At 61.8% G+C, this 19246-nt stretch carries 14 protein-coding genes; 5 read left to right on the forward strand and 9 right to left on the reverse strand.

All coding sequences use genetic code 11. The features are described 5' to 3' along the window. The first annotated feature begins 10 nt into the window (after positions 1–10). A complete protein-coding gene (locus JHW44_RS03510) occupies positions 11–706 on the forward strand; it encodes a DUF1523 family protein (protein WP_089345873.1) in 696 nt (231 codons plus the stop codon). 20 nt (positions 707–726) lie between these two features. Here the strand turns inward: JHW44_RS03510 and JHW44_RS03515 are convergent, their stop codons facing one another. From JHW44_RS03515 to JHW44_RS03530, 4 genes are all read right to left on the reverse strand, one after another. Next, a complete protein-coding gene (locus tag JHW44_RS03515; RefSeq protein ID WP_089345874.1) occupies positions 727–1719 on the reverse strand; it encodes an ABC transporter permease in 993 nt (330 codons plus the stop codon). Next, positions 1712–2719, reverse strand: coding sequence for an ABC transporter permease (locus tag JHW44_RS03520; RefSeq protein ID WP_089345875.1), 1008 nt, complete (start codon positions 2717–2719; stop codon positions 1712–1714). The genes JHW44_RS03515 and JHW44_RS03520 overlap by 8 nt, the downstream gene beginning before the upstream one ends. Before the next feature lie 25 nt (positions 2720–2744). Further along, positions 2745–4439 carry a peptide ABC transporter substrate-binding protein gene (locus JHW44_RS03525; protein WP_089345904.1) on the reverse strand — a complete coding sequence of 565 codons (1695 nt, stop codon included), beginning with the start codon at positions 4437–4439 and terminating at the stop codon, positions 2745–2747. Positions 4440–4507: 68 nt separating this feature from the next. Next, the gene (locus JHW44_RS03530; RefSeq protein ID WP_089345876.1) at positions 4508–6211 is read right to left on the reverse strand and encodes a peptide ABC transporter substrate-binding protein; all 1704 of its coding nucleotides are present in this window, start codon (positions 6209–6211) and stop codon (positions 4508–4510) included. Positions 6212–6475: 264 nt separating this feature from the next. Here JHW44_RS03530 and JHW44_RS03535 point away from each other — a divergent pair, with 264 nt between their 5' ends. The 3 genes from JHW44_RS03535 (at position 6476) to purU (ending at position 10570) form a co-directional block, all read left to right on the forward strand. Beyond that, on the forward strand, positions 6476–8308 hold the full coding sequence (locus JHW44_RS03535) for an ABC transporter ATP-binding protein (RefSeq protein ID WP_089345877.1): 1833 nt from the start codon (positions 6476–6478) through the stop codon (positions 8306–8308). A 74-nt stretch (positions 8309–8382) separates the two neighbouring features. Further along, entirely contained in the window at positions 8383–9549 is a 1167-nt protein-coding gene (locus JHW44_RS03540; RefSeq protein WP_089345878.1) for a M20 aminoacylase family protein, read from the forward strand. 136 nt (positions 9550–9685) lie between these two features. Further along, positions 9686–10570 (forward strand): formyltetrahydrofolate deformylase, encoded by an 885-nt coding sequence (purU, locus tag JHW44_RS03545; protein ID WP_089345879.1) that lies wholly within the window; start codon positions 9686–9688, stop codon positions 10568–10570. Between the two features lie 70 nt (positions 10571–10640). Here the strand turns inward: purU and JHW44_RS03550 are convergent, their stop codons facing one another. Genes JHW44_RS03550 through JHW44_RS03565 form a run of 4 tightly spaced genes read right to left on the reverse strand, consistent with a single transcriptional unit; the run spans position 10641 to position 15223 of the window. After that, positions 10641–11720 (reverse strand): BMP family ABC transporter substrate-binding protein, encoded by a 1080-nt coding sequence (locus JHW44_RS03550; protein ID WP_089345880.1) that lies wholly within the window; start codon positions 11718–11720, stop codon positions 10641–10643. Positions 11721–11745: 25 nt separating this feature from the next. Further along, positions 11746–12633: an ABC transporter permease gene (locus tag JHW44_RS03555; RefSeq protein ID WP_089345881.1), complete on the reverse strand. Its 888-nt coding sequence runs from the start codon at positions 12631–12633 to the stop codon at positions 11746–11748. Continuing rightward, positions 12630–13706, reverse strand: coding sequence for an ABC transporter permease (locus JHW44_RS03560; protein WP_089345882.1), 1077 nt, complete (start codon positions 13704–13706; stop codon positions 12630–12632). Before JHW44_RS03560 ends, JHW44_RS03555 begins: the two co-directional genes overlap by 4 nt. Further along, positions 13703–15223, reverse strand: a complete 1521-nt coding sequence (locus tag JHW44_RS03565; protein ID WP_245847426.1) for an ABC transporter ATP-binding protein — start codon at positions 15221–15223, stop codon at positions 13703–13705. Before JHW44_RS03565 ends, JHW44_RS03560 begins: the two co-directional genes overlap by 4 nt. A 95-nt stretch (positions 15224–15318) precedes the next feature. Between JHW44_RS03565 and dnaE the strand changes: the two genes are divergently transcribed. Next, on the forward strand, positions 15319–18789 hold the full coding sequence (dnaE, locus tag JHW44_RS03570) for a DNA polymerase III subunit alpha (RefSeq protein ID WP_089345905.1): 3471 nt from the start codon (positions 15319–15321) through the stop codon (positions 18787–18789). A 40-nt stretch (positions 18790–18829) separates the two neighbouring features. Here the strand turns inward: dnaE and JHW44_RS03575 are convergent, their stop codons facing one another. Continuing rightward, positions 18830–19246 carry a Na+/H+ antiporter subunit G gene (locus tag JHW44_RS03575; protein ID WP_089345884.1) on the reverse strand — a complete coding sequence of 139 codons (417 nt, stop codon included), beginning with the start codon at positions 19244–19246 and terminating at the stop codon, positions 18830–18832.

Raw genomic sequence — 19246 nt, forward strand, 5'->3', positions numbered from 1 at the left:
GCCGCCGCATATGTTCCATTACGTCAAGGTTGTTCTCGGGGTGTTGCTGGGGATCGTGGTGTTCATGTTCCTGGACTATAGCCTGCCTTCGAAGAACACTGTCCGGATCACCAATACCTACAACCGGCTGACCTCGATCACCTCGTCCAATGCCATGTTCTATGCCGCCGAGGACACCGGCACGGTCGAGAATGCCTCGGGACAGCGGGATGTGCGTTTCTTCGAAACCGTGCGGCCCAATGGCAAGGTCTATGTCTATCGCAATGAGGATACCGGCTGGATCTGGCCGCCCTATTTCAAATATGACAGCGCCAATCTGCATGCCGAGGCAACCAATCTGCGTTCGACATCGGCGGATCCGCAATGGGTCAGCATTACCTCCTATGGCTGGCGTATCCCTTGGCTGACCGCCTATCCCAATGCGATTTCGATCGACACGCTTGCCGGCCCGGATGAGCGGCCCCGCAACTGGGGCGCGATGGTCATCTGCCTTGTGCTGCTGGTGTTTCTGGCGCTGTTCTGGCGGATGTGGGCACAGTTCCGCGAACGCACCATTGATCCGGTGGTGGATCAGGTCGATCAGGCTTGGGACCGGGTCGAAGATGGTGCCGATGCCGCACGCGACCATATCTCGACCAGCACTGCCAGCGCACAGGGCAGGTTCAGGCGCTGGCTGGACAGCTTCAAGGGCAAGCCGCGCAAATAGCCAAAGCGGTTGTCAGGGGGTCAGCGCCCCCTGATCCGGGGATCCATGGCATCGCGCAGCCCGTCCCCGATATAATTCACGCAGAGAACCGTCAGGGAAATGAACACGCCGGGCAGGATCACGCGGCTGGGATAAAGAACCATCTGGTCCACGGCATCAAAGAGCAATCGCCCCCAGGTCGGGAAATCTGGCGGAAAGCCCAGCCCCAGAAAGCTGAGCGCGCTTTCGGTGATGATCGCGGTGGCAATGCCCAGAGTGGCAGCGACCATGATCGGCGACAGCACATTGGGCAGCACATGTCGCAGGATCATCCGTCGCGGTGGCGTCCCGATCGAGCGCGCGGCCAGGATGAATTCGCGCTCTTTCAGGCCCAGGACATCGCCACGGACAATCCGCGCGGCCTGCATCCAGCTTGTCGCGCCAATGGCGGTCACGATCAGGATGAAAATGCCCATCGCCGGGCCGAATGCCTTGGACAGGGGCTCGCGAAACAGCGTCACCATCAGCAGCAGCAAGGGCAGCAGGGGCAGGGCAAGAAACAACTCGGTCAGCCGCATCAATGGCGCGTCGAGCCGTTTGAAATAGCCCGACATCACACCGATAAAGCCGCCAAGCGTGATGGCGATGATCATGGCGGTCAGACCGACGGCAATCGACACCCGCCCGCCGGCCATCAACCGGGCCAGCATGTCGCGCCCCAGTTGATCGGTGCCAAGCGGATGGGCAGCAACAAAGCCCGAATTGCGCGCCCTGATATCGACATAGGTCGGATCGATGGTCCAGACATAGGGCCCAAGCGAGACGAACAGCAGCACGCCGATGAACAGAACCAGCGCGATCATGGCGCCGCGATGGCTGCGGAACTGGCGCCAGACATCGCGCCACTGGCTGCGGGTTTGCCCGGCATGCTGTGGATCGTCAGGGGGCAGGGCCGAGGTTGCCGCCGCCCCTGCAGCGGTTTCGTCGATCAGTTCGGCAGTATCCAGACGGCGCTGCTTTTCGGAATCAATCATAGCGGATCCTCGGGTCCAGAACGCCATAGAGAATATCTGCGATCAGAGTGAAGGTGACGATCAGGATCGCAAAGATGAAGGTCAGCGTCAGCACCATGGGAAGATCATTGGCGTGGATCGCACTGATCAGCAACTGCCCCAGCCCGTTCACCTTGAAGACCTGTTCGGTGATGATCGCCCCGCCAAAGACGGTCGGCAGCCCCAGCGCGATGACGGTGACAACCGGGATCAGGCTGTTTCGCAGCACATGCTTCAGAACGACGGTGCGTTCGCCCAGCCCCTTGGCCCGCGCGGTGCGCACATAGTCCTGTCCCAGGTTGTCCAGCATCGAGGCCCGCATGAAGCGGCTGATCTGCGCGGCGTTATACAGCGCCAGAACCGTGACCGGCATGACCATCTGGCGCATCTGGGCCAGGAAGCTGTCCCAGTCAGTCACTTCAAGCGTGGTGTCATAGACCGAAGGGAACCATTGCAGCTTGACCCCGAAGATGATGATCAGAACGACGCCGGTAAAGAAGGTCGGCATCGAGAAGCCGATCATCGAGATGAAGGTGCCCAGCTGGTCGAACCAGCTGTATTGCCTGTAGGCAGACAGGATGCCGATCGGGATCGCGATCAGGATCCCGACCAGATAGGACATGCCGACGACCGTCAGAGTCTGGGGAACACGCTGCGCGATCACATCGAATACCGGGCTGCGGGACTGAAAACTGATGACCCGCTGCGCACCCTGGCTGAAATCGGTCCCGAAGGCCTGATCCCACCAGTAGAGCGGTTCGACCCAGAAGAACTGCTTCAGCCACAGCACATAGCGAATATACCAGGCCTGCCCCAGGCCAAGGGCCTCACGCATCTTCTCTTTGACCTCGGGGGGAACTGTCAGCGGCACGTCGCCAAGCGGATCGCCCGGTGATGCCTCGAGCAAGAGAAAGATCACCAATGAGATGAACAGCAGCGTCGGCACCGCCAGAAGCAATCGACGTATCGTGAAGTTCAGCATGCGGCCCTCGGCTCTTGGCGTGATCTCATTCGGTGCGATACCAGTCGGCGATATTCCAAAGCTGACCTTCCCAGCCGTTGGGGCTGATTCCGGCCAGAGAATTGACATGGGCCGAGACCATCCCGCGATGGATCAGCGGCAGCATGTAATGTCCGTCGTGGGTCAGCATCGCCTCCAGTTCCCGCGCCAGATCCTGACGCTCTTGCAGATCGGCGGTCCGGTGCAACTGCGCGATGCCATCATCATAGGCCGGATCGCAGAAGCGCGTCGGGTTCTTGCCCTGCCATTGGTTCTCGGGCGAGGGGATGTTCGCGCAGACAAACTTGTTCAGGAAGGATGCCGGATCTGGCGAATAGAAGGCATCGGTATACATCTGCGCATCGGCATGGAATTTCTGCAGCGAGTCCGGGTTTTCCTGATCACCCCCGAAAAAGACCGACCCCTCGACGGTTTTCAATTCGGTCTGGACGCCGATTTCCGACCACCACTGCTTGATCAGCGCCTGCACGTCCTGACGCACGGAATTGACGCTTGTCTGGAACACCAGAGACAGCGCGATACCGTCCTTTTCCCGGATGCCATTGGCGCCGGGCAGCCATCCGGCCTGATCCAGAACCTCATTGGCTCCGGCGATGTCCTGGGCAAAGCAGGCCTCGGGATCAAGCGGCGCGAAAGCTGGCGGTGTGGGCACGATGCTGCAGGTCGCCTTGCCCGCCGGCCCATAGGTCAGCTCGGCCAGCAAGGGGCGGTCGATCGCCATGGACAGCGCCTTGCGCACCGCCGGATCGGTCAGGAAGGGATGGGGATGGGCGGTGGTCGAACGTTCCTCGGGCGGCAGGCCAAAGCCGGGGTCGGTCTGGTTCAGCTCGATCCGTTCGACCATTGATCCAAAGGCTGCGGTCAATGATCCATTGCTGCCTTCGACCATCGCGGCCACGACATCGGGGGCAAGCTGCAGATTCCATGCAAAGTCAAACTCGCCCGTTTCCAGAACCGCGCGCGCCGCCGCCATGGCATTGCCGCCACCCTTGATCGTGACCGAGGAAAACGCCGGCTTGTCAGCCTCGCGGTAATGAGGGTTGATGTCGAACTGCACGACATCACCGGGCAGGAAGTTGGTGACCTTGAAGGGGCCGGTGCCGATCGGGCCGAAATTCTGTTCGGTGCAACTGGCACCTGCCGCGCCAAGGCATGGTTCGAACTGGGCCTTTTGCAGAACCGGCGTGCGCTGGCCGACGAAGGCCTGCAGCGGAACATATTTCGGCTGGTCGAAATTGATGCGCAGGGTGGTTTCGTCAATCACCTCGACCGAACTGATGTTCTCGAACTCGTCCAGCACCGCGCAGCCAAAGCCGGGTGCCATGCAGTAATCCGCGGTGAATTTCACATCCTCGGCGGTGACGGGCGTCCCGTCGGACCACAACAGGCCGGGTTTCAGCTTCCATGTGACCGAACGATAGTCTTCGGCGATGCCGCCATTCTCGATGCTGGGAATTTCCTGCGCCAGCCGCGGGGTCATCGTGCCGTCATCCTCGACGATGGCCAGCGGCTCGACGGCCAGGCCGGCTGGTTCGACATCTTTCGCGCTTGTGGACAGATACGGGTTCAGCACCATTGCGGCCTGCCAATACAGGGCGCGCAACTCGCCATCGGTTCCGCGTTCGGCAATGGCAGGGCTGGCGACCATCAGGGCCAGCACAGAGGCAACAATCCGATTCATTATCCGTCCCTTGTTCTTGAATGTCATGGCTCTGGCCCGTCATCCGAGAGGCCAGAGCCGGGTTCAGCCTATTCGGCGATACGATACCAGTCCGCCGCGTTCCAGATTTCGCTGTCCCAGGTGTTCAGGACCACGCCGCCCAGGGAATTGGAATGGGCCGAAACGCGGCCGCGATCCACCAGCGGCACGACGACCATGCTGTCCTTGGTCAGCATGTCATTCATGGCGCGTGCCAGTTTTGCACGTTCCTCGATATCGCCGGTCCTGCCCAGTTCGACGACCTTTTCATCATAGGCTTCGTCGCAGAAGCGGTTGACGTTTTCGCCCTGCCACTGGTTGTCCGGGCCGGGGATCTTTTCGCAGGTATATTGCGCCAGATAGGGCTCGGGGTCGGTGCCATCGAAGTTGTTGGCATACATTTCGACATCGGCATAGAATTTCTGGAAGGTGTCGGGGGATCCGGCGTCGCCACCGAAGAATACCGATCCGTCGACGGTCTTCAGTTCGGTTTCAACACCGATTTCCGACCACCACTGCTTGATCAGCGCCTGAAAATCCTGACGCACGGCATTGACGCTGGTCTGGAACAGCAGTGACAGTTTCTTGCCGTCCTTTTCGCGCACGCCATCGCTGCCCATGACCCAGCCGGCTTCCTCAAGCAGGGCCTTGGCGCCTTCGACATCCTGTGTCAGGCAATCGGTGTTGTCCGAGGCGAACAACTCGGGTGCGGGCACCAGGTTGCAGGTCGCGCGGCCGGCCTGACCATAGCCGATCTCGGTCAGCAATTCGCGATCGATGGCCATCGACAGGGCGCGGCGCACCCTTTCGTCGGACAGGATCGGATGGGGGTGTTTGGTCGTCGAACGTTCGCCCTCGGGCAGATCGGGCGAGGGATCGGTCATGTTCATCTCGATCCGTTCGACCAGCGTGCCGAAACCGGTGACCAATTTGCCCTGTCCGGCGGCTTCCATTCCGGCCAGAACATCGGGAGCCAGTTGCAGGTTCCAGGCATAATCGAATTCGCCCGTTTCCAGTACCGCACGCGCTGCCGATGCCGCATCGCCGCCACCTTTCAGCGTGACGGTGGCAAAGGCCGGTTTGTCCGCTTCGCGATATTCGGGGTTGGCTTCCAGCGTGACCACGTCATTGGTCTTGAATTCCACGACCCGGAAGGCGCCGGTGCCGATGGGATTGAAATTCTGTTCGGTGCAGGTCGAGGCCGCGGCCCCAAGGCAGTTTTCGAACTGGGCCTTTTGCAGCAGCGGCGAGGTCGCGCCGGTAAAGGCCGTAAAGGGGTTGGGGCGCGGTTCGGTGAAATTGATCACCACGGTCCGTTCGTCGGGCGTGTCTATGGATGCGATGCCCTCGTAGCGGGCGGCCTGCGCACAACCGCCTTCGGGATGCAGGCAATATTCTGCGGTGAACTTGGCATCGGCCGAGGTCACCGGCGTGCCGTCCGACCAGGTGACGCCCTCCTTGATCTTCCAGGTGACGGTTTTCAGATCCTCGCTGATGCCGCCATTCTCAAGGCTGGGGATTTCGGCCGCCAGTCGCGGGATGACCTCGCCCTTTTCGTTGAAGCCGGCCAGCCCTTCCAGGACCAGGCTCGAGGCCTCGACATCCTTGGTGCCCGAAGACAGATAGGGATTCATCGTGGAGGGGGCCTGCCAATAGATGATTTTCAGCTCTCCGTCGCTGCCGCGTTCGGCCATGGCGGCGGGTGCCAGTGCCATCGAAGCCGCAGCCCCCAAAAGCAAGGTCCTCAGTTTCATGTTGTTCTCCTGTTGGCGATTGCAAGGCCGAGGGTTGCGCGACACGCGATGACGAACCGTTGTCAGGTTTTTCTTGTTCATCGGGTTCCCCGTATTCTTCGGGTGATTGTTCTGGTGCGGCCATCCCTGCGGAACAGGATCAGTTCAAACGATGCCCCTTTCAAAAGCAAGACTTATCGCCTGTCAGGGCGCAGGTGGTAATCTCTTTGACTTTCAGGACGCCACCGCTAGCCTTTGCAAAGGGTCAGATCATGGGGATGCCGGATGCTGGATGACAAACCGCTTGTTTCGATCGAGCAACTCCGGGTCGAGTTCCAGACCAATGACGGCGTGGTTGTCGGCGTCAAGGATATCAGCTTTGACATCAAGCCCGGCGAATGCGTCTGCGTGGTCGGGGAATCGGGATCGGGAAAATCGGTCAGTTCGCTGTCGCTGATGCGGCTGGTCGAATTCGGCGGCGGCACGATCACCCGGGGCCGACTGATGTTCGATCCCGGTGACGGAAAGGCAATTGACCTTGCGCAGCAATCCACCCCCGCGATGCGCGACATTCGCGGCAACCGGATCGGGATGATCTTTCAGGAACCGATGACCGCGCTGAACCCGGTCTTTACCATCGGTGATCAGCTGACCGAAGGGCTGATCGCCCATCGCGGGCTGGACAAGAAAGAGGCCCGCGCCCGCGCGCTGGAAATCCTGAAACAGGTGCGCATTCCCGAACCGGAGCGGCGGCTGGATCAATATCCGCATGAATTGTCCGGCGGGATGCGCCAGCGTGTGGTCATTGCCATCGCCATGTGCTGCGAGCCGCGCCTGTTGATCTGTGACGAGCCGACAACCGCGCTGGATGTGACAATTCAGGCTGAAATCCTGGCCCTGATCGACCGGCTGAAGCGGGAAAAACAGATTGCGGTGATGTTCATCACCCATGACATGGCCGTGGTTGCGCAGATGGCCGACCGGGTGGTGGTCATGTATCGCGGCGACAAGGTCGAGGAAGGTACGGTCGAACAGATATTCGAGGCTCCGCAGCAGGACTACACCAGGATGCTGCTGGCCGCCGTGCCGCGTCTGGGCGAGATGACCGGCAAACCCGCGCCCGAACGCATGCGCGTGATGCGCGACGGATCGGTCGGGGAACCCGAACCGATCGTGGTTGCCGACCCCAAGCCATTGCTGACGGTGAAGAACCTGACAACACGCTTTGCCGTCAAGGGCGGGCTGTTGCGGCGCACGGTGGCGCAGGTTCATGCGGTCGAAGATGTCAGCTTCACCATCAATTCCGGGGAAACCATGTCGCTGGTCGGTGAATCGGGCTGTGGCAAATCAACCTGCGGGCGGTCGCTTCTGCGCTTGGTCGAACCGAATTCAGGCTCGGTCATTCTGGGGGATACCGATGTTCTGGCGCTGTCGCAATCGGGGTTGCGCAAGGCGCGGCGGGACATGCAGATGATCTTTCAGGATCCCTTCGCCAGCCTGGATCCGCATATGAAACTGTATGATCAGGTGGCCGAGCCGATGCAGAATTACGGCATCGGCAACCGGCAAGAGCGCGAGGACCGGATCGCGCAGCTGTTTGACCGGGTCGAGCTGCCGCGCGCCTTCATGCGGCGCTATCCCCATGAAATGTCGGGTGGTCAGCGCCAGCGCATTGCCATCGCCCGTGCCCTTGCGCTGAACCCCAAGCTGATCGTGGCGGATGAGGCCGTTTCTGCGCTGGATGTCTCGGTGCAGGCGCAGGTGTTGAACCTGCTGATGGAATTGCAGCAGGATCTGGGAATCTCCATGCTGTTCATCAGCCATGACATGGCCGTGGTCGAACGTGTCAGCCATTATGTCGGGGTCATGTATCTGGGCCGGATCGTCGAAATGGGCAGCCGCAGTCAGGTGTTCGAGAACCCCCGGCACAGCTATACCAGACAGTTGATGGCAGCGGTCCCGGTGGCCGACCCTCGTCAAAAGAAGATCAGCGAGGATCTGCAGTTCCGGCCGATTCCCTCGCCGATCCATCCAGCCGGGTTCGAGCCGGGGCCGTCCGTCTATCAAGAGGTCGCGCCAGGACATCGGGTCCTGATCGACCCGGTTACCCATGACTGAGCCGCCCCTGCGGGGTGTCTGCGCTCTTGCACGGTCTGCACAATGACATAGTCTGGCGCGCAAAGGAGATCATCATGCCCGTCAAGAACCGTTTTGCCGAACTTCTGCCAGAAATCACCGCATGGCGCCGTGACTTTCACGAGAACCCCGAGTTGCTGTATGAGGTGCATCGCACCGCCGGCAAGGTCGCCGAGATGCTGCGCGAATTCGGTTGCGATGAAGTGACCGAAGGCATCGGCCGGACAGGCGTGGTCGGCGTGATCAGGGGCAAGACTGACAGCAGCAAGCGGGTCATCGGCCTGCGCGCGGATATGGACGCGCTGCCCATCCATGAACAGACCGGCGTCGACTATGCCTCGAAGACGCCGGGCGTGATGCATGCCTGCGGTCACGACGGGCATACGGCGATGCTGCTGGGCGCGGCCAAATACCTGGCCGAAACCCGCAATTTCGACGGCACGGCGGTCATGATCTTCCAGCCCGCAGAAGAGGGCGGCGCCGGTGGCGATGCCATGGTCAAGGACGGGCTGGTCGAACGCTGGGGGATTCAGGAATTCTACGGCATGCACAACATGCCGGGGGTGCCGGTCGGGCAGTTCGCGATCAAGCCGGGCGCGATGATGGCGGCTGCCGATGAATTCGACATCACCGTGACCGGCAAGGGCGGCCATGCCGCCAAGCCGCATGATTGCGTTGACACGACCCTGACGGCGGCGCAGATCATCGTTGCCCTGCAATCGGTCGTGGCACGCAATATCGATCCTTTGCAGAATGCGGTCATATCGGTCTGTGTCGTGTCCACGGATTCGACGGCGCATAACGTGATTCCGCAGGTCGTCAAGCTGAAGGGCACGGCTCGCAGCCTGGATGCCGGAGTGCGCAGTCAGTTGGAAGAGGGCATCCGGCGTGTCGCGACCAATGTCGCCGCCGCCATGGGGGCCGTGGCCGAGGTGGATTACCATCGTGGCTACCCGGTGACCGTGAATGACGACCAGGCGACGGAATGGGCCGCCGAAGTGGCCCGCCAGATCTCCGGAGATGTCGATATGAGCATGCAGCCGATGATGGCCGGTGAGGATTTCAGCTATATGCTGAACGAACGCCCGGGCGCCTATATCTTTCTGGGCAACGGAGATTCGGCCATGGTCCACCACCCGGCGTACAATTTCAACGATGATGCGATCCCGGCCGGTTCAAGCTGGTATGCCCAGATGGTCGAGATGCGCATGCCGGCCGCCTGATCCGCGGGGCGGAATTGTCGCGCTGATACCGCGTGATGTCGGAATCGCGATGGTCGGGACGCGAAAAACCTGACGAAATGCTGAATGCGGCAGGTCGATACGACCGCATTCAGCATGAAAAGGACGACGTCATCAGATGAACAGCTATACCTTGCGCGTCACCTGCGGGACGGCCCGCGGCATCGTGGCCGCCATCTCCGGACTTCTTGCGGCGCAGGATTGCAACATTACCGACAGCGCCCAGTTTGACGATTCGGAAACCGGACGCTTCTTCATGCGGATGAGCTTTCGCTCCGAGGGTGGTGCGACTGTCGAAACCCTGCGCGCGGCATTCGAGCCGATCGCGAAGAAATTCGGCATGGAGTATGAAATCGGTGACGACGCCGTGAAGAAGAAGGTTCTGATCATGGTGTCGCGATTCGGGCATTGCCTGAACGATCTGCTGTATCGCTGGCGGATTGGTGCGCTGCCGATTGATATCGTCGGGGTCGTGTCCAACCACCATGATTACCAGAAGGTCGTCGTGAACCATGACATCCCCTTCCACATGATGCGTGTCACCCCCCAGAACAAACCCGAGGTCGAGGCCCAGCAGATGGCCCTGGTCGAGGAAACCGGGGCCGAACTGATTGTTCTGGCGCGCTACATGCAGGTTCTCTCTGACCAGATGTGCCAGAAGATGTCGGGCCGGATCATCAATATCCACCATTCCTTCCTGCCCAGCTTCAAGGGCGCCAATCCCTACAAACAGGCCTATGAGCGCGGTGTGAAGCTGATCGGTGCGACAAGCCACTACGTGACCGCCGATCTGGACGAAGGCCCGATCATCGAACAGGACACCGTGCGTGTGACCCATGCGCAATCGCCGGGCGACTATGTGTCCCTTGGGCGCGACGTGGAATCGCAGGTTCTGTCGCGCGCGGTTCATGCTCATATTCACGGGCGGGTGTTCCTGAACGGTTCCAAGACGGTGGTCTTTCCCGCCTCTCCGGGAAGCTACATGTCCGAGCGGATGGGCTGATCCCATGAAAAATCCCCGCCAGCGCATGGCGGGGATCCATCGTCTGCAGTGACGGCCCGGTGTGTCAGGCTTACTGCGGGATCTCGGCGTCGATGCCTTCGACATAGAAGTTCATGCCCGACAGTTCCTCGTCGCTGGCCACCTGACCCTCGGCCAGCCAGGGGGTGCCATCGGCCTTGTTCAGCGGGCCGGTGAAAGGATGGTATTCGCCCGAGGCGATCATGTCCTTCAGGGCCAGCGCCTCTTCCTTGACCTCGGCGGGAACCGCCTCGGTGATTTCGCCGATCTCGACTTCTCCGCCGGCGATTCCGGCCCAGGTCCTTTCGGAAGTCCAGGTGCCATCCAGCACCTTGCCGACCCGGTCGATGTAATAGGGGGCCCAATTGTCGATAATGGCCGAAACGCGCGGGCTGGGCGCGAAATTCGACATGTCGCTGGCCTGGCCAAAGCCGATGGCGCCGGCTTCCTGGGCCTTGGCCAAGGGGGCGGTCGAATCGGTGTGCTGCAGGATCACATCGACGCCTTCGGCCAGCAGGGCCGAGGCTGCGTCGGCCTCTTTGGCGGGATCGAACCAGCTGTAGGCCCAGACGATCTTCATCTCGACATCCGGGTTGACCTTGCGGGCATGGATGAAGCTGGAGTTAATGCCTTGGATCACCTCGGGGATCGGGAAGGATCCGATATAGCCGATCTTGTTCGATTTGGTCATGCGTCCGGCGATGGTGCCCATCACGGCTCGGCCTTCGTAGAAGCGCGCATCATAGGTCGAGACATTCTCGGCCCGCTTGTAGCCGGTGGCATGTTCGAATTTCACGTCGGGGAACTTGGCGGCGACATTCATCACCGCATCCATGAAGCCAAAGCTGGTGGCAAAGATCAGCTTGTTGCCCGCCAGTGCCAGTTGGGTCAGCGCGCGTTCGGCATCGGCCCCTTCGGGGACGCTTTCGATATAGGTGGTTTCGATCTTGTCGCCATATTCGGCCTCGATCGCCTGACGGGCCAGGTCGTGCTGATAGGTCCAGCCGCCATCACCGACGGGTCCGACATAGATGAAGCCGACCTTCAGCGGTTCGTCCTGTGCAAAGGCGGGAGCGGCCAGTCCGATGGCCGACAGGGCTGCCGCGCTGGCCAATAGTTTTCTGCGATTCATGAGATGCTCTCCTGTTTGGCTGCGCCTAGCGCAGCGCGTGAAAATTCTGACCGAGCGATCCGGGCGAGGCCTTGCCCGCGCTGCGGCTGAGTTTCTGGCGCGCCGAAATCATCACCAGAACAATGATCGTGGCAAGATAGGGTGCCATGGACAATAATTGCACCGGAACCGACACGCCTGCCGCCTGCAACCGCAGTTGCAGCACGGTGACGCCGCCGAACAGCCAGGCCCCCGCCAGCACGCCAAGCGCCGTCCAGTTCGAGAAGACCACGATTGCCAGCGCGATCCAGCCGGCACCGGCGGTCATGCCCTCGGTCCATTGCAGAACCGTGGCGATGGAAATGAAGGCACCGCCAACCCCGGCCATCGCCCCGCCAAAGGCAATCGCCGCGACGCGAACACCGCGCACCGAATAGCCGAGCGCATGGGCGGCATCATGGTTTTCCCCGACGCCGCGCAGGATCAGCCCGGGGCGGGTGCGATTCAGGAACCACCAGACCAGCGGCACCATCAGCAGCCCCAGCCAGACGATCCAGTTGATCCCCAGCGGGCCGGGCGTCATCGCGGGGGCCTTGATCCCCTCCAGAGGTTTGCCAAACAGTGCCGCCAGTCCCAGCCCGAACAGGGTCAGCGCCAGCCCCGAGGCCACCTGGTTGGCCAGAAGCACTTGGGTCAGCAGCGCGAAGATCAGCGAAATCGTCGCGCCTGCCAGCGCCGCAACCAGAAATCCGATCATCGGGCTGCCGGTGGCATAGGCGGCGGCAAACCCGGCCAGAGCACCGGTGATCATCATGCCCTCGACCCCCAGATTCAGCACTCCGGCGCGTTCGGCGACCAATTCGCCAAGGGCTGCGAAAAGGATTGGCGTGGCAGCGGCAAGCAGCAGCAGAAAGACGGAAAGCGGGTCGATCATGCGGCGATCCTCCGGGCAATGCGGAACCGGGTCAGCAGGTCGAAACCCAGCAGGAAGAACAGCAACATGCCCTGAAAGACCTGAACGGTCGCGGCAGGCAGCTGCAATGTCAGCTGCGCCAGTTCACCGCCAATATAGGTCAGCGCCAGCAGCAAGCCTGCCAGCAGGATGCCGACGGGATGCAGGCGACCCAGAAAGGCGACGATGATGGCGGTAAAGCCATAGCCCGATCCGAAGCTGTCGGTGATCTGTCCCGCAGGTCCGGCGACCTCGAACAGTCCGGCCATGCCCGCCAATGCGCCCGACAGACCAAGGCAGAAGGCGACCAGCGTTTCGGGTTTGACGCCGGCAAAACGTGCCGCGCGCGGGGCCAACCCTGCGGCGCGGATGTGAAAACCGCGGATGTGGCGGTTCATCAATCCCCATGTCAGAAGAATGGCGATCGCCGCCGCGACAACGCCCCAATGCGCGCCGGTTCCGGCGATCAGTTCAGGGTTCGAGGCGGGGGGATATTGCTGCAGGTTGCGCGATCCGGGAAAGCCGAAGCCTTCGGGGTTCTTCATCGGGCCGAATGCCATCCAGGCGGCGATCTTTTCCGCCACATAGACCAGCATCAGCGACACGAGGATCTCGGATGAGCCGAACCAGTTGCGCAGCAGGGCGGGGATCATTCCCCAGGCCCAGCCGCCAAGCGCCCCGGCGAGCACCATGGCCGGAAAGATCCACATGCCCTCGGAGGGATAGGCGGCCAGGGCGACGGCGGCACCGGTGATGCCGCCGATGATATATTGCCCCTCGGCACCGATATTCCAGATGCCTGCGCGAAAGCCGATGGCCAGTCCGGATGCGATCAGGATCAGCGGGGCCGCCTTGACCAGCAATTGCGGGCGGGAATAGCTGGAGGCCATGCCGAAAAGCGGATCCCAGAAGATCGTGCGGATCGCGGCCACCGGGTCATAGCCCATGACGGCAAACAGCAGCCCGCCGGTAATCATCGTGGCCAGAACGGCAAGCAGCGGTGTTGCCACCTGCCACATGGTCGAGGTTTCTGTGCGGGGAACCAGACGGATCATATCTGGGCGACCTCCATTCCATGTGCGCCGCCCAACATCAGGCCGATCTGTTCAAGCGAGAGTCCTTCGGTGGGGACGGGTGGTGAGAGCTTGCCCTCATTGAGGGCGCAGAAACGGTCTGACAGTTCCAGCAATTCGTCCAGATCCTGGGAAATGACGATCACGCCCGCACCATCCCGCGCCAGATCCAGCAGGGCCTGACGCACCGATGCCGCCGCGCCGGCATCAACACCCCATGTCGGCTGGTTGACGATCAGCACGCTAGGGGCCTGCATCACCTCGCGCCCGATGACGAATTTCTGCAGATTTCCGCCGGACAGGGCACGCGCTGCCGTGCCCGGACCGGGGGTGCGGACATCGAATTCCGCAATGACCTGCTTGGCGTAATCGCGCGCGGCAGATTTGTCGATCAATCCGCCATGCACCAGCTTCCTGCGCGTTGCGGCGGTCAGCAATGTGTTTTCGGTCAGGCTGAAATCGGGCACGGCGGCATGTCCCAGGCGATCCTCCGGCGCGGCCAGCAGCCCCGCCGCGCGTCGCGCCTGCGGGCCCAGATGGCCCAGATCCCGGCCTTCCAGCCGGATTGCGCCATGGGGGCTGCGCCTTTCGCCCGAGAGGGCGGACAGCAATTCCTCCTGTCCGTTCCCGGCGACCCCGCCGATGCCGAGGATCTCTCCGGCGCGCAGGGTCAGCGACAGGGATTTCAGCGCCGTGCTTTCGGCATCGGGAGCGGGCAGGGACAGATCCTCGACCTCCAGCAGGATCTCTCCGGCCTGACGTCCGCTGCGGTCGATCCGGCGCATTTCGCCGCCCACCATCATCGCGGCCAGTTCGCTGGCGGAATGGTCGCGCGGGTTGCAGCTGTCCACGACCTTGCCGTGGCGCAGGATGGTGGCGCGGTCGCAATGGCTGCGGATCTCTTCCAGCTTGTGGCTGATATAGAGGATCGCCGTGCCCTGTGCCGCCAGCTTGCGCAGGGTGGCAAACAGCAATTCGGCCTCTTGCGGGGTCAGGACGCTTGTCGGCTCATCCATGATCAGCAGACGCGGGTCCTGCAACAGACAGCGGATGATCTCGACCCGTTGCCGTTCCCCCGCAGACAGCGATGCGACGCGCCGTCCGGGGTTCAGGGGCAGGCCGAATTCATGGCTGACACTGGAAATGCGCGCGGCCAGTTCACGCCGAGCCGGCGGATTCTCCATGCCCAGGGCAATGTTCTCGGCGACGGTCAGCGCATCGAACAGGCTGAAATGCTGAAACACCATGGCCACACCGGCACCGCGGGCGGCGCGCGGGTCCGATGGCGCATGGGGCTGTCCGGAAAGCATCATGTGGCCGTCATCTGGGCGCACGAGGCCATAGATCATCTTGACCAGGGTCGATTTGCCCGCGCCGTTTTCGCCCAGCAGGGCGTGGATCTCGCCGCGCGAGATCTGAAAGGATACATCGTCATTGGCGCGAACGCCGGGATAGGACTTGCCGATCCCCTGTGCCAGGAACACCGCCTCTGTCGTCAAATTCCTGTCCCTCCGGTAAAATCTTCTCTGCATAGCGCGATGCTGGCTGTCTGGGCAATTGCACTGTTTGGTCAGGCTGGGATACTGTGTCGATCATGGCGACAAAACCTCTTAAGTTCATCCATCTTCGCACACATTCCGAGCATTCGCTTCTGGAAGGCGCCATTCCGGTGGGCAAATTGCCGTCGCTTGCCGCCGAAGCGGGCATGCCGGCTGTGGCGCTGACCGACAGCAATGCCATGTTCGCGGCGCTGGAGTTCAGCGTGAAGGCGATGGACAAGGGGGTGCAGCCCATCATCGGTTGCCAGATCACGCTGGAGGCCGACGCGACCGGACCGGTGGTCCTGCTGGCGCAAAATCAGGCGGGCTGGCTGAACCTGATGTCGCTGTCCTCCTGCCTCTATCTGCGTAGCGATGGCAGCCTGCCCCATGTCACGCTGGATGAACTTTGCGAACGCTCTGAGGGGCTGATCTGTCTCACCGGCGGCGCGACAGGCCCCCTTGGCCTGCTGATCGCGCAGGGACAGACCGACAAGGCCAATCTTCTGGCCGAACGCCTGGAGCGAAGCTTTCCGACCCGGCTCTATGTCGAATTGCAGCGCCATCCCGGTGAAAACGGCAAGCTGACCGAGGCAGAAGCGGCCTCGGAGGCGGGGCTGATATCGCTGGCCTATGCACGTGAATTGCCGCTGGTTGCTACCAATGACGCCTATTTCCCGAAGCCGGACCTCTATGAGGCGCATGACGCGCTGATCTGCATTTCCGAAAAGGCCTATATCGACCAGTCCCAGCCCCGTCGCCGCCTGACGCCGCAGCATTACTTCAAATCGCCCGAGGAAATGGCGGTCCTGTTTGCCGATCTGCCCGAGGCATTGGAAAACACGGTCGAAATCGCCAAACGCTGCGCCTTTGCCGTCAGCCGGCACAAGCCGATCCTGCCGAAATTCGCCGATGACGAGGTCGAGGAGCTGCGCCGTCAGGCCCGCGAAGGGCTTGAGGCACGGCTGAAGGTCATTCCCCATGCCGTCCCGGTCGAGGATTACCACAAGCGGCTGGATTTCGAGCTGGGCATCATCGAACAGATGGGCTTTCCCGGCTATTTCCTGATCGTTGCGGATTTCATCAAATGGGCCAAGGATCACGACATCCCGGTCGGGCCGGGGCGGGGCTCGGGTGCGGGCTCTCTGGTTGCCTATGCGCTGACCATCACCGACCTTGACCCGCTGCGCTACAGCCTGCTGTTCGAACGCTTTCTGAACCCGGAACGGGTTTCGATGCCGGATTTCGACATCGACTTCTGCATGGATCGCCGCGAAGAGGTGATCCGCTATGTGCAGCAGAAATACGGCAAGGAAAAGGTCGGCCAGATCATCACCTTCGGTGCGCTGCTGTCCAAGGCTGCCGTGCGCGATGTCGGGCGGGTGCTGCAGATGCCCTTTGGTCAGGTCGACCGCCTGTCAAAGATGATTCCCGTCGAAGGCGTCAAGCCGGTCAGCATTGCCAAGGCCCGCGCCGACGAACCGCGCCTGCGCGAGGCCGCCAAGGAAGAGGTCGTCGCCCGTCTGCTGGATTACGCCGAGAAGATCGAGGGCCTGTATCGCAACGCATCCACCCATGCCGCCGGTGTGGTGATCGGTGACCGGCCGCTGGATCAGCTGGTGCCGCTGTATCGCGATCCGTCCTCGGATATGCCTGCCACGCAGTTCAACATGAAATGGGTGGAACAGGCCGGTCTGGTCAAATTCGACTTTCTGGGGCTGAAGACCCTGACCGTCATCCAGAACGCTGTCGATCTGATCAATGGTGGCGGTCGGCCGCTGCATGTCTCGGCCAGCGGCGAAGAGCTGTATCAGCCCCCCGAAGGGGCCGAGAACCAGATCAACGCCATCCCGCTGGATGACAAGGCCACTTATGATCTTTTCGCCAGCGCCCGCACCGTGGCGGTGTTCCAGGTGGAGAGCTCGGGCATGATGGACGCGCTGCGGCGCATGCGTCCCACCTGTATCGAGGATATCGTCGCGCTTGTGGCGCTGTATCGTCCCGGCCCGATGGAGAATATTCCGACCTATTGCGACGTGAAGAACGGCGCGCGCGAGTTGGAATCCATCCACCCGTTGATCGACCATATCCTTGAGGAAACCCAGGGCATCATCGTCTATCAGGAACAGGTGATGCAGATTGCCCAGGTCATGGCGGGCTACTCTCTGGGCGGCGCTGACCTGCTGCGCCGCGCCATGGGCAAGAAGATCGCCGCCGAGATGGCCAAGGAGCGGCCCAAATTCATCAAGGGCAGCGTCGAGAATGGCGTTTCCGAAAAGAAGGCCGGCGAGGTTTTTGACCTGCTGGAGAAATTCGCCAATTACGGCTTCAACAAATCCCACGCAGCGGCCTATGCGGTGGTCAGCTATCAGACCGCATGGCTGAAGGCGAACCACCCGGTCGAATTCATGGCGGCGGTCATGAATTGCGACATGCATCTGACCGACAAGCTGGCCGTCTACAAACGCGAATGCGACCGCATGGGAATCGAGATCGTGCCTCCCTGCGTCAACCGCTCGGCTCCGACCTTTACCGTCAGCCAGGGGCGTATCCACTATGCGCTGGGGGCGCTGAAGGGGGTCGGGCAGGACGCCATGCGCCTGATCCACGAAGCAAGGGGCGAAACTCCGTTCCGCGACATCAATGATTTCGCGCGCCGCGTCGACATGAAGCGCGTGGGCAAGCGGCCGCTGGAAATGCTGGCGCGGGCGGGGGCCTTTGACCTGCTGGATGACAATCGTGCAAGGGTGCTGAAATCGCTGGACGGGCTGGTGGCATGGTCGGCGGCGGTGCATGAACAGGCGGCCTCAAGTCAGTCATCGCTGTTTGGCGGGGGCGAGGATCTGCCGCCACCGCGCCCCGCCATCGCACAGGTCTGGCTGCCCGCCGAAAAGCTGGGCGAGGAACACAAGGCCGTCGGCTTCTACCTGTCGGGCCATCCGCTGGATGACTATCTGCCGGCGCTGAAACGCAAGAAGGTGCAAACCCTTGCCGAGATCAGCGCCGAGGCTCTGGGCGGGCCGCTGGTGACATCGATTGCCGGAACGGTCGCGGCGCGGATGGAGCGCAAATCGGCCAAGGGTACCCAATATGCCTTTGTCAGCCTGTCCGATCCGACCGGGCTGTATGAGGTGACGGTATTCTCGGATCTGCTGAACGCGGCCCGCGAACTTCTGGAGCCGGGCCAGAATGTCGTGCTGCAGGTCAAGGTCGAACCCTCGGGCGATCAGGTCAAGATGCTGGCCAATTCGGTGACCGCACTGGATGACGCGGTGGCCGATGCCGGGGCAGGCTGTCTGGCGGTAGAGATGCAGGGCGCCGATACGATCCCCCGTCTGGCCGAAGTGCTGGGCCGCATCAAGGCCGAGATCAATGTGTCCTCACGTTCGCGCGGGCCGGTTCTGCTGCGCATCCGCGAAGGCGACGAATTGATCGAGATCGAGGTCGCCAATGACGCGCCGCTGAACACGCCTGCGCGTCAGGCGCTGCGGGCGGTGCCAGGGGTTCTGGATGTGATCGAGGAATAGCACTTGAACTGGCGCGCCGGTGTGGACCGGCGCGGCGCAATCATTCGTGGTGTTCGCGTTCGACCCGGCCGCTGTCGGGCGCGGCATCCATCAGGCTGCGTTCGGCCGAATTGCCGAAAGTGGCCCAGTTCTGATCCTCGACCGGGTGGGGCAGCTCTTCGGGGCTCCAGGTCAGGTGAAGATTGATCTTCGAGATCATCAGACCGGTGATCGGTGCCGTCAGGAACAGGAACAGGGCGATCAGCAGCTCGTGCCAGCTGAAGTGGGGTCCGAAGAAGCCGAACCACAGCAACGAGGCAATCAGCACGCCCCCCACACCCAGCGTCGCCGCCTTGGTCGGGCCGTGCAGCCGCGTCATCTGATCGGGCAGTTTCACCAGTCCGTATGATCCTACCAATCCGAAGAACCCGGCAATGACCAGCATGATCGCGATCAGCAGCTCGACATAAAATTCCAT

The organism is Paracoccus seriniphilus, assembly GCF_028553745.1.
In the GTDB taxonomy this organism is placed as follows: Bacteria; Pseudomonadota; Alphaproteobacteria; order Rhodobacterales; family Rhodobacteraceae; genus Paracoccus; species Paracoccus seriniphilus.